This is a genomic window from Cupriavidus sp. 05T313 (assembly GCF_056396665.1).
In genome coordinates this window covers 1-8,810 of record NZ_JBFTLX010000277.1, presented here as the reverse complement: position 1 = coordinate 8,810, position 8,810 = coordinate 1, and the positions used below count along the sequence as shown (strand labels likewise).

Sequence of the window (8,810 nt, the reverse complement as noted above, 5' to 3'; positions counted from 1 at the left end):
GGATTGATCTTGATTTGCTTCGTCATGCTATTTGCGTTCTGGCGGCTTCCCTTGTTCTGTAAATTTTCTGAATAAAATCAATTTTTTATAGCGATAACTTGATGTTTTACATTCTATCTGTCGGCCCTTCCGGCTTGTGATGGCCGTGCGGAGCTTGCCGCCAACAACCCGCCCCGCGATCCGTGGAAGATGCCAGCTCATGATTCATTTTTTATGTAATAAAATCAAATGCTTGAGGCTGTAAGCTCAAGTATTTTCCCGATTCTTCAGCCACGTCGGATCGCCTGATCGGGCGCATATTCCGCTAAACCTTGAAGCGCGGCCGCCGAACGGGCCTGAGCGGCCTTGCCCGGGCCGGACTCTGCCGGCCGGGCGCGCTAGCGGACCGCACCCCATCCGCCTCCGCCTCGGCGCGGGTCTCCAGCAACTGCCGATATTCCGCCAGCAGCCCATCCTGCTGCCTGACCCGCTCGTCCCTCATGGCCAGCGCATTGCCGAGTTGTGTGATTTCCTCGGCTTGCCGCCCCGCGCTGTCGGCGGCTTCAATCAGCTTCTGTTGCGCGGCCTTCCGCTGGCTCTCCAGCAACCGCTGCCCTTCCCTTGCCGCAACGCGCGCCGCGTCCAGTTCCAGCGCCATGCGCCGTTCATTGGCGCCAGAACGCTCTGCCATGGTTTCGCGTTCCTTGTCCCAGGCGGTGCGCTGGGCTGCGGTGTCGCGCAGCATCGCGTCCTTTTCTTCCTGTAAGCGCGCCAGCGTGGCCCGCAGCGTCTCGTTGTCGGCCTGCTGCGCCAGCAGCCTTGCTTCGGCGTGGGCAGCGCGTTCGCTGGCCTCGTCGCGCGCGCGGCCGAGTTCCGCCAGCGCGTTGTCCGCGGCTTCCAGCCTGGCTTGCAGGATGGCGCGTTCCTGGGCCAACGCTGCCTGCTCCGCTTCGAGTGCTTCCCGTGCTTGCGCCAGGGCGGCTTCCCGCGATGCGTAGCTTGCCGCCACTGCCGCCCTGGCCTCCGCCTGCGCGGCGTCCCACAGATAGCGGGCGGCCTGGTTGACCGGTTCCGGCAGGCCGGCCGGGGCTGCAAAGGCTTGCGGATCCTGCAATCGCGCGCCTAGCCCGGCGAACCATGCATCCAGGTGTGGACTGACGGTATTGGGCGAGCCTCGTCCCAGATGCAGCCGGATGCGTTCGATGGTGGGCCGCTGGCCAGCCAGCAGCAAGGCATCGGCGGCCTGCCAGACGTCTTGCTGGGTGATGGAGCGGGAGCGCGTTGCGGCGGGCATGTTGGCAATTTGCATGGTTGGGCAAGTTTTTCGGCGCCTCTTGGTCGCGCCACTTGGATAAGGCTCGATAAGGAATAGTTATCGCGCCTTATCCGTTCTTGGTGTATAATTTAATACAGCATACATCATATTTATTATGATTACTCGCAAATCGCAGCCGCTTCCGGGCAGTCCCGCCGAAAGCCAGCCCAAACGCCCCGAATCCTCCAGCCTGACGCCCGTTCATGCCGATTTTCCTGCGCCGCTTCACCCGTCCGAACTCGATCCGCTTGGCCGCCAGGCCGCCGAGGCGCTGTACCGCGAGGGAGAATCCGCCAACACCGTGGCCAGTTATCGTTCCGCCCTACGGTATTGGGCGGGCTGGTTCGCTCTGCGCTACGGCCAGCCGATCGCCCTTCCCTTGCTGCCGGCGGTCGTTATCCAGTTCGTGGTAGACCACGCCACCCGGTCCACGCCGCAGGGGCCGGCGAGTGCGTTGCCGCCGGCGATCGATGCCGCGCTGGTGGCGCGCGGGCTCAAGGCGCGCACCGGCCCGCCCGCGCTGGCTACGCTGATGCACCGGCTGGCGGTCATCGCCAAGGCGCACCGGCTGGAGAATGCGGATAACCCTTGCGCGGACCCTGCCGTGCGTGAACTGATGTCGCGCACGCGGCGCGCTTACGCGAAGCGTGGCGAACGCCCGGCGCGCAAGGCGGCGCTCACGCGCGAACCCCTGTCCCGCCTGCTGGCAACCTGCGACGATTCGCTGATCGGCCTGCGCGACCGTGCCCTGCTGCTGTTTGCCTGGTCAAGCGGCGGCCGGCGGCGTTCGGAGGTGGCGGGCGCTACGCTGGCCAACCTCACACGCATCGCACCCGGGGAGTTCGTCTATCAACTGGGCTGGTCGAAGACCAACCAGACCGGCGCGGATCTGCCGGACAACGACAAGCCGGTCATTGGCGCCGCGGGCGCGGCGCTGGAGGCGTGGCTGCAGGCGGCGGCGCTTGGCGAGGGCGCCATCTTCCGGCGTGTTCGCCGGGGGGGCCATGTTGGCGAGGCACTATCGGACGCCGCCGTGCGCAAAATCGTCAGGCAGCGTTGCGAGGCGGCAGGCCTGAGGGGTGACTTCTCGGCGCACTCGCTACGCTCAGGCTTTGTCACCGAGGCGGCTGCACGCCAGGTGCCGCTGGCAGAGACCATGGCCATGACCGGGCATACCAGCGTGGCTACGCTGGTGCGGTATTTCCGGGCGGCCGACGCGCGGCGCTCGATGGCGGCGGACCTGATCGGCGTGCCGGAACCCGGCCAGGAAGCGGGTCAAACCCAGGATGAAGGCGACAAGGACGCGCCGCGCTGAATTGCCGCCGGCCCGCTCCATGCGGAGGCAATGCCGCTGCTGGACAAGCCGGGCCAGCCGCATAAGAATATGGGCCGGATCGCGCACATCGCCAGATCCCTGAATGTCCTCGGCGGACCAAGCGCGTTTGATCACCCGCCGGCCTTTCGATGCGTTCAAGACGGCCGCGGTTTACAGCGGCATCTACGGGGGAATGCCATGCGGCAATGGTTTGTCCTGCTAGCGTTGGGCCTTTTCATGGGTACCGCCCATGCCGGCAAATGCGTAAGCGGCAACAAGACGCTTTATACCGATATAGCCTGCCCGCCGGGCTGGCAAGGCACCGTGCTGGGCGGCAACCTCTCACGCATCAGCCCGGAGCCGGCTACGGAAGCAGCCAACCAGCAGTTCCTGCAAAAGCGCCAGGCGGAGGAAAACGAATATCAGGCACGCATCGCACGCGAGCAGGCTGAGTCGGTGCGGACCGAGCTCAACCAGTGCCATTGGCTGGGCAACCAGATTCGCCAGCTGGACTACGACTACAGCGTCCGGCGCAACGCGCGTCTGCCCGAGCAGGAGGATTACCGCAGGCGCTATCGCGCGCTGCGCGACCAGCAGGCTCGGTTGCGGTGCTGATGCCCGTCTGATGCCCGCCTGAATTTGGATGCGGATCCGGACGAACCCGGCGATTCATTACAATCCGCGCCGAGCATGCCGTTATCCATCCAAGCGGCGTGCGTGCCGGAATGCGGCTTCCAACCTCCGGTACGCCTCTTGTCCCTTGCATCGGGGCCCAGGGCACCGTTCGGATTGCCGTCACCGGCGGAAGGACTCACGCTGTCGCACCTTTTCCCTTGCCAGACGCTGAACCCTTATGAAGTATCCCGCCATACCTGCCGACGAACCGCTTCGCCTGGAAACGCTCCGCTGCCTGAGTATCCTCGACACGGCCCCGGAGGAGCGCTTCGACCGCCTGACTCGCCTGGCCCGGCGCCTCTTCGGCGTTCCCATTGCGCTGGTCAGCCTGGTCGACGCCAACCGGCAGTGGTTCAAATCGTGTGCCGGCTTGTCCGAGACCGAATCGCCGCGGGAAATCTCCTTTTGCGGGCACGCGATCCTCGACGACGGCATCCTGATGGTGCCGGACGCGCTGCTGGACGAACGTTTTCACGATAACCCGATGGTGACCGGCCAACCGGGCATTCGCTTCTATGCGGGTTGCCCGCTGTCGGTCGCCAACGGCAGCAAGCTGGGCACACTGTGCCTGATCGACGTGCAGCCGCGAGAGTTCGGCGAAGAGGACCGCGCCTTGCTGCGCGACCTGGCACGGATGGCCGAACAGGAGCTTGCCGCGCTCCAGCTTGCCAATATGGACGAACTCACGCTGCTGTCCAACCGCCGTGGATTCTGCGCGCTGGCGCAACACGCGCTCAGCGTTTGCAGGCGGCTGGAAAAGTCTGCCACGCTGCTGTTCTTCGACCTGGATGGATTCAAGGCCATCAATGACCGCTTCGGTCACGCGGAGGGCGACCGTGCCCTGTCGGCATTCGCGGCGCAACTGCGCCACGCCCTGCGCGACTCGGACGTGGTTGGCCGGCTGGGCGGCGATGAGTTCGTGGCATTGCTCACCGGCGCCGATGCCACCGTGTGCGGCGCCACGCTGGCACGCCTGGAGGCTGAGATGGCGGCGTTCAACCGGCACGCCGCCCGTGGCTATGCCATCGAGTTCAGCGTGGGGGCCATCCAGTTCGAGCCGGCACGCCACGATGGCATCGCCGCGCTGCTTGCCGAGGCCGATGCCTCCATGTACGAAAACAAGGCTTTCCGGAAGGCAGGCCATCACCCGCAACCCATGGCGGAAGCCGCCCGGTTTCAGTGATTTCGCAAACAATCCATCAGGGATGCCCCCGAGTGTGCAGGGCTGCCGCCAGCCTTGCACACCTGCCTATACTGACTAGCGGGCCGCAAGGCGGCCCCCGCGCTCCAGGCCGTGAAGAACAGGAACGCGAATAGAAATGGGAATAGGAGAAGGGATATGCCACACGAACAGTTCCTCGCCAAGCAGGAAGATCGCCGCAGTGGACTGCGTGCGTTGCGTGCCGCTCTGTTGAAAGTGCACAAGGAAGTGATCGCACTGAATCGCACGGAGTACGAGCGCTTGCATGGCCCGATCCCGGCTGGACTGTTCGTGCAGGTTGTGACCGAGGAGACCTATTTTCGCTGGCTCGATCCGCTGTCACGCCTGATTATCGAGATCGACGAAGAGCTGGATGCGCCCGAGCACCACGATGAAACCTGCCGCGCGGTCGCCGCGGCCACCGAGAAGCTGTTCGGCCCCAACAGCGACCCGGCGTTTCGCGATCGCTACCAGCAAGCCCTGCAGGACGAGTCCGGCGTGATCGTCGCGCACGGGCAACTGATGAAGGTCGTCGCGCAGTTGCGGCAACTGGTCTAGGCACACCCGGCCCGGGCGGCGCGGCGCGCCGGTTATTTGCGAGGCCGGGCCGGGCTCCCATGGTCCACCGAAATCGGGTCGCTCGCGGGAAAGGTTTCCCTGAGCGCTTCGTCCAACTCGTCTTCCACATGGTCGTCCTTGCTGGCGGGCTCAGGTGCAACTTTGGGCGCTGGTGATGCCGGCGGAGCCGGGGCGGCGGGCTTGCTCATCGTCTGGTCCTGGATGGGGTGGACTTTGATCTTAGAAGGCTTTCGGGGGGGATGCCAATCCAGGGTGAGCACCGTGCCGGCCGACCTGGCCGGGCGCCAGGCCTCAGGTCGTGCGATAACGGTTGCGCACGTCGCTGATCAGGTCGCGGTTGCGCGGTGCGCCTTGGTACTGGCGCTCCACCGGTGCGCGGATATCGAAGCTCTGTTCCTGTTCCTGCAGCGCACCCGCGTGCTTTCTCCTGGCCACATCCTCACCCTTGCCGGTTTCCTCCAAGATGGCAAGGTCGTTGCGATCGGCCACGCTGTACCTTGGCCATGCATCGGTCCCCGCCAAGCCCTGCAGTGAAGTGGCTTATTAAGCGCTTTATCTACTGAGTGGCGCCAGCCACGGCAGCACCACTGGCTTCCCGGCGCTGTTCCGCCGGGCGCCGGGACCCGCCCTGGAGAAATATCTTCCGCTGAATCTTTGTCCCTCCCACCCCGCGGATACAGCCGCCTCGGCCCTCGCGTGACCGCAAGCGTGGTTTTGCCACGCCAGTCGTGCGCGAGTGAACGAGGCGAACTCCCCGACACACGGCAGAATAGCTTGTCGGCGCAGCACGAAACTCGAATTTCGAAAGACGTAACAGGCACCTTGCCCGCCCCGGAAATACATTGCAAACAAAGGGCGCGGGCAGCGCCTGCGTTGCCACGACCAGTCTTCGGCCATCCGGCCGACTTTTTTGTCGGAGTACCTCCTAGGGGAATGTAATGATCAATATGGACTCGGGTTGCCTGCAAACTAACCGTACCTCCCACGCTGCCTCGGTGGCCGCCTGGCCTGAATTCGTCACCCAGCGGGTCGCGGGCCACGAGGTCGAGCGGGTACAAAAGCGCTGGGGCGGCAGCCATTTGCTGCACGGCCGGCAACCCGGACCGGATGCCGTCCATTTTTCCAGCAATGACTACCTTTGCCTGCTTGGCGAAGAGAAGCTGGTCAGGGCCCAGACGGCCGCGATGCGCGGGCCGGAGAGCGAACTGCTGATGTCGGCGGTCTTCCAGTACGGCGACAATCCCACCAGCCGGCTCGAGCGCAAGCTGGCGGCATTCAGCGGCGCGGAGGACAGCATCCTGTGCCAGTCAGGCTGGGCGGCCAATGTAGGGCTGCTGCAAAGCATCGCCAATGAACGCACGCCGGTCTATCTCGACATGCTGGCCCATATGTCGCTATGGGAAGGCGTCCACGCGGCACGTGCGCGTGCCGTGCCGTTCATGCACAACGATGCCGAGCACGCCGAGCGCCAGATCCGCAAGGATGGCCCGGGCATCATCGTGGTGGATTCGGTTTACAGCACCAATGGCAGCCTTTGCCCGCTGGCAGATTTCGTGGAGGTGGCCGAGCGCACGGGCAGCGTGATCGTGGTCGACGAATCGCACTCGCTGGGCACCCATGGCCCGGCCGGCGCCGGGCTGGTAGCGCAGCTCGGCCTCTCGCGCCGGGTTCACTTCCAGACCGCCAGCCTGGCCAAGGCCTTCGGCGGCCGTGCCGGGCTGGTCACATGCCCGTCGTCGTTCAAGGGTTATTTCGCCGCGGAATCGCGCCCGGCCATTTTCAGCTCGGGCCTGCTGCAACATGAACTGGCCTGGTTCGACGCCGCCGCGGATTTCATTGCCGAGGCGGATGAACGCCGCACACAGTTGCACGTGGTCTCGACGCAGGTGCGCAATGCCTTGTCCGGGCTGGGCTACAACGTCTCGGCAGGTTCCGAGCAGATCATTGCGCTGGAATCCGGCACCGAGGAGCAAACCCTGGTGCTGCGCAATGCCCTGCAATCGCGCGGCATCTTTGGCGCCGTGTTCTGCGCGCCGGCCACGGCGCGCGACCGCGCCCTGATGCGTCTGACCATGCACGCCTGCCTGACCGCCGTGGAAATCGAGCGGCTGATCCAGGTGTGCGCGGAAATCCGCGATGAGGTGAACCTGGCGGGCTGGCGTTCCTCCCAGCGCAAGCCGCGCGCGGCCGTGGCACGGCCGCCGATGGCCAGGCAGTCCGTGCTGCACGAGACGCTGGAAGCGCTGCACGGCACGGCCTGAGCGCCGGCGAGAGGCCGCGGCCTTCAGCCAGCCGCGCCTTCGCCTTCGCGGCGCGGCGTGGCTGGCGGGAATTCGAGGACGAACTCCGTATATTCGTGCTCGACCGAACTGCAGTGGATACGGCCATCCCAGGCTTCAAGCGTCTCCCTGCAGAACGCCAGACCGATGCCCGTGCCCTCGTTGCGTGGATAGGTATGGAAGCGCTTGAAGATGGACGACAGTTCGCGCTCCGGCACGCCTGTGCCGGTGTCGCGGAAGATCAGGCGGTTGCGCCGGGTGCCTAGCTCCAGGCTCAGCCGGATCTCGCCGTGCCCTGCCCGCGCCAATGCATGCAGGGCATTCTTGAGCAGGTTGAACAGCACCATCACCATCAGCTTCTGGTCGGCGTGGATAGGGAAATCCGTCGTCAGGTCGGCATGCACAAGGTCGCGCTGGCCAGGTTCGAAGGGATAGCGCGCCAGCGCCTCTTCGATCGCCTGGCCCAGCGGGAAATGCTCGCTGGGCCCTTGTTGCGCCTTGACCCGCGCGTTGACCAGCAGCACGTCGATGCCGTGGTTCATGCGGTCGACTTCCATCTGGATGCGTGGCAAGGCATCCTTGAGCAAGCCGAAATGCGCACGCGGCAGGTTCAGCGAGTTCTCCGGCGTCTCATTTTCCTCGTAAAAGCGGATCAGGCCTGGCAGGTAGCGGCCCATGCCTAGCGCGGTCGAGCCGATGCTGCGGATTGGCGTGCGCAGTTCGTGGGCAACGGTGCCTAGCGCAATCGCCATGCCGTCGAGTTTTTCCTGGATCAGGATGCGCTGGTCTATCTTGAGCACGGCGATGGTGCAGATGGTGAAGCCGATGATCGGCAGTTCCATCGGCCAGTTCACCGCCAGCAGCGCCGCGGGGGGAGGGGTGACGTAGTTATAGACCAGCCAGGCCGCCGCCGTACCCAGCACCAGCGAGGTGGCGCCGCCCAGCCAGCCGCTGAAGTTGAACAGGATGATGACGGCAATCACGAGCGACTGGGACCAGACCAGGTTGCCGTGATTCATCAAATACATGTAGACGAAGAAGAACGACAACGCGTATGTCAACGTCAACCAAAAATGCACTGGCAGCCACTTCTTATCCCTCAAGTCGCGGCTTACGATCAGTGGCAGGCACATCACCATCGCCACCAGCCGCAGGGTCAGGCTTTCATACGGCTGGGGGAAGACGAATTTCCAGACCACGTAGAAGGTCGGAAACCCGATGAAGGCGAGCCAGCCCAGCAGACGGATGCGCTTGACCTGCGCCGGCTGGCGGATGTCTAGATGAACTTCCCTGGCAAGCACCCGGCGCAGGCGCATCGCGCTTTCACCGCAACTGCGTTGAATCTGGGCAAGCATGTTGAGAACCGGCTAATGGCTGTGGATGGTGGCGCTGAGACGAAAGTGTAGCCGGATAAATCGGTTAGCTTGCCGATTTTGTGCGCTTTTAGTTGCTCAGGCCCTTCTTCGC

The 8,810-nt window shown here is 64.5% G+C and carries 8 protein-coding genes; 5 read left to right on the top strand and 3 right to left on the bottom strand.

The features are described from left to right. Positions 1 to 304 precede the first annotated feature (304 nt). Positions 305 to 1,288 carry a DNA-binding protein gene (locus AC1DKD_RS35475; protein ID WP_441629594.1) on the bottom strand — a complete coding sequence of 328 codons (984 nt, stop codon included), beginning with the start codon at positions 1,286 to 1,288 and terminating at the stop codon, positions 305 to 307. A 121-nt stretch (positions 1,289 to 1,409) separates the two neighbouring features. Between AC1DKD_RS35475 and AC1DKD_RS35470 the strand changes: the two genes are divergently transcribed. From AC1DKD_RS35470 to AC1DKD_RS35455, 4 genes are all read left to right on the top strand, one after another. Then, positions 1,410 to 2,609, top strand: a complete 1,200-nt coding sequence (locus AC1DKD_RS35470) for a site-specific integrase (RefSeq protein ID WP_441629593.1) — start codon at positions 1,410 to 1,412, stop codon at positions 2,607 to 2,609. 30 nt (positions 2,610 to 2,639) lie between these two features. After that, positions 2,640 to 3,224 (top strand): hypothetical protein, encoded by a 585-nt coding sequence (locus AC1DKD_RS35465; protein WP_441629592.1) that lies wholly within the window; start codon positions 2,640 to 2,642, stop codon positions 3,222 to 3,224. Between the two features lie 238 nt (positions 3,225 to 3,462). Continuing rightward, positions 3,463 to 4,467, top strand: a complete 1,005-nt coding sequence (locus AC1DKD_RS35460) for a GGDEF domain-containing protein (RefSeq protein ID WP_441629591.1) — start codon at positions 3,463 to 3,465, stop codon at positions 4,465 to 4,467. Between the two features lie 156 nt (positions 4,468 to 4,623). Then, positions 4,624 to 5,043, top strand: coding sequence for a hypothetical protein (locus AC1DKD_RS35455; protein ID WP_045238726.1), 420 nt, complete (start codon positions 4,624 to 4,626; stop codon positions 5,041 to 5,043). A 312-nt stretch (positions 5,044 to 5,355) separates the two neighbouring features. Here AC1DKD_RS35455 and AC1DKD_RS35450 read toward each other — a convergent pair whose 3' ends face one another. Further along, entirely contained in the window at positions 5,356 to 5,553 is a 198-nt protein-coding gene (locus AC1DKD_RS35450) for a ferritin family protein (RefSeq protein WP_441629590.1), read from the bottom strand. Positions 5,554 to 6,002: 449 nt separating this feature from the next. On the opposite strand from AC1DKD_RS35450, the gene cqsA reads away from it, so the two are divergent. After that, the gene (gene cqsA / locus AC1DKD_RS35445) at positions 6,003 to 7,325 is read left to right on the top strand and encodes an alpha-hydroxyketone-type quorum-sensing autoinducer synthase (RefSeq protein WP_441629589.1); all 1,323 of its coding nucleotides are present in this window, start codon (positions 6,003 to 6,005) and stop codon (positions 7,323 to 7,325) included. A gap of 23 nt (positions 7,326 to 7,348) precedes the next feature. Here the strand turns inward: cqsA and AC1DKD_RS35440 are convergent, their stop codons facing one another. Continuing rightward, on the bottom strand, positions 7,349 to 8,698 hold the full coding sequence (locus tag AC1DKD_RS35440) for a sensor histidine kinase (RefSeq protein ID WP_441629588.1): 1,350 nt from the start codon (positions 8,696 to 8,698) through the stop codon (positions 7,349 to 7,351). Between the last annotated feature and the right edge of the window lie 112 nt (positions 8,699 to 8,810).

What these genes read in the sequence shown, in the direction of transcription:
- AC1DKD_RS35440 (WP_441629588.1), bottom strand. Translation starts at nt 8,698, where the DNA reads ATGCTTGCCCAGATTCAACGCAGTTGCGGTGAAAGCGCGATGCGCCTG.
- AC1DKD_RS35460 (WP_441629591.1), top strand. Translation starts at nt 3,463, where the DNA reads ATGAAGTATCCCGCCATACCTGCCGACGAACCGCTTCGCCTGGAAACG.
- AC1DKD_RS35465 (WP_441629592.1), top strand. Translation starts at nt 2,640, where the DNA reads ATGCCGCTGCTGGACAAGCCGGGCCAGCCGCATAAGAATATGGGCCGG.
- AC1DKD_RS35470 (WP_441629593.1), top strand. Translation starts at nt 1,410, where the DNA reads ATGATTACTCGCAAATCGCAGCCGCTTCCGGGCAGTCCCGCCGAAAGC.
- AC1DKD_RS35455 (WP_045238726.1), top strand. Translation starts at nt 4,624, where the DNA reads ATGCCACACGAACAGTTCCTCGCCAAGCAGGAAGATCGCCGCAGTGGA.
- AC1DKD_RS35475 (WP_441629594.1), bottom strand. Translation starts at nt 1,288, where the DNA reads ATGCAAATTGCCAACATGCCCGCCGCAACGCGCTCCCGCTCCATCACC.
- cqsA (WP_441629589.1), top strand. Translation starts at nt 6,003, where the DNA reads ATGATCAATATGGACTCGGGTTGCCTGCAAACTAACCGTACCTCCCAC.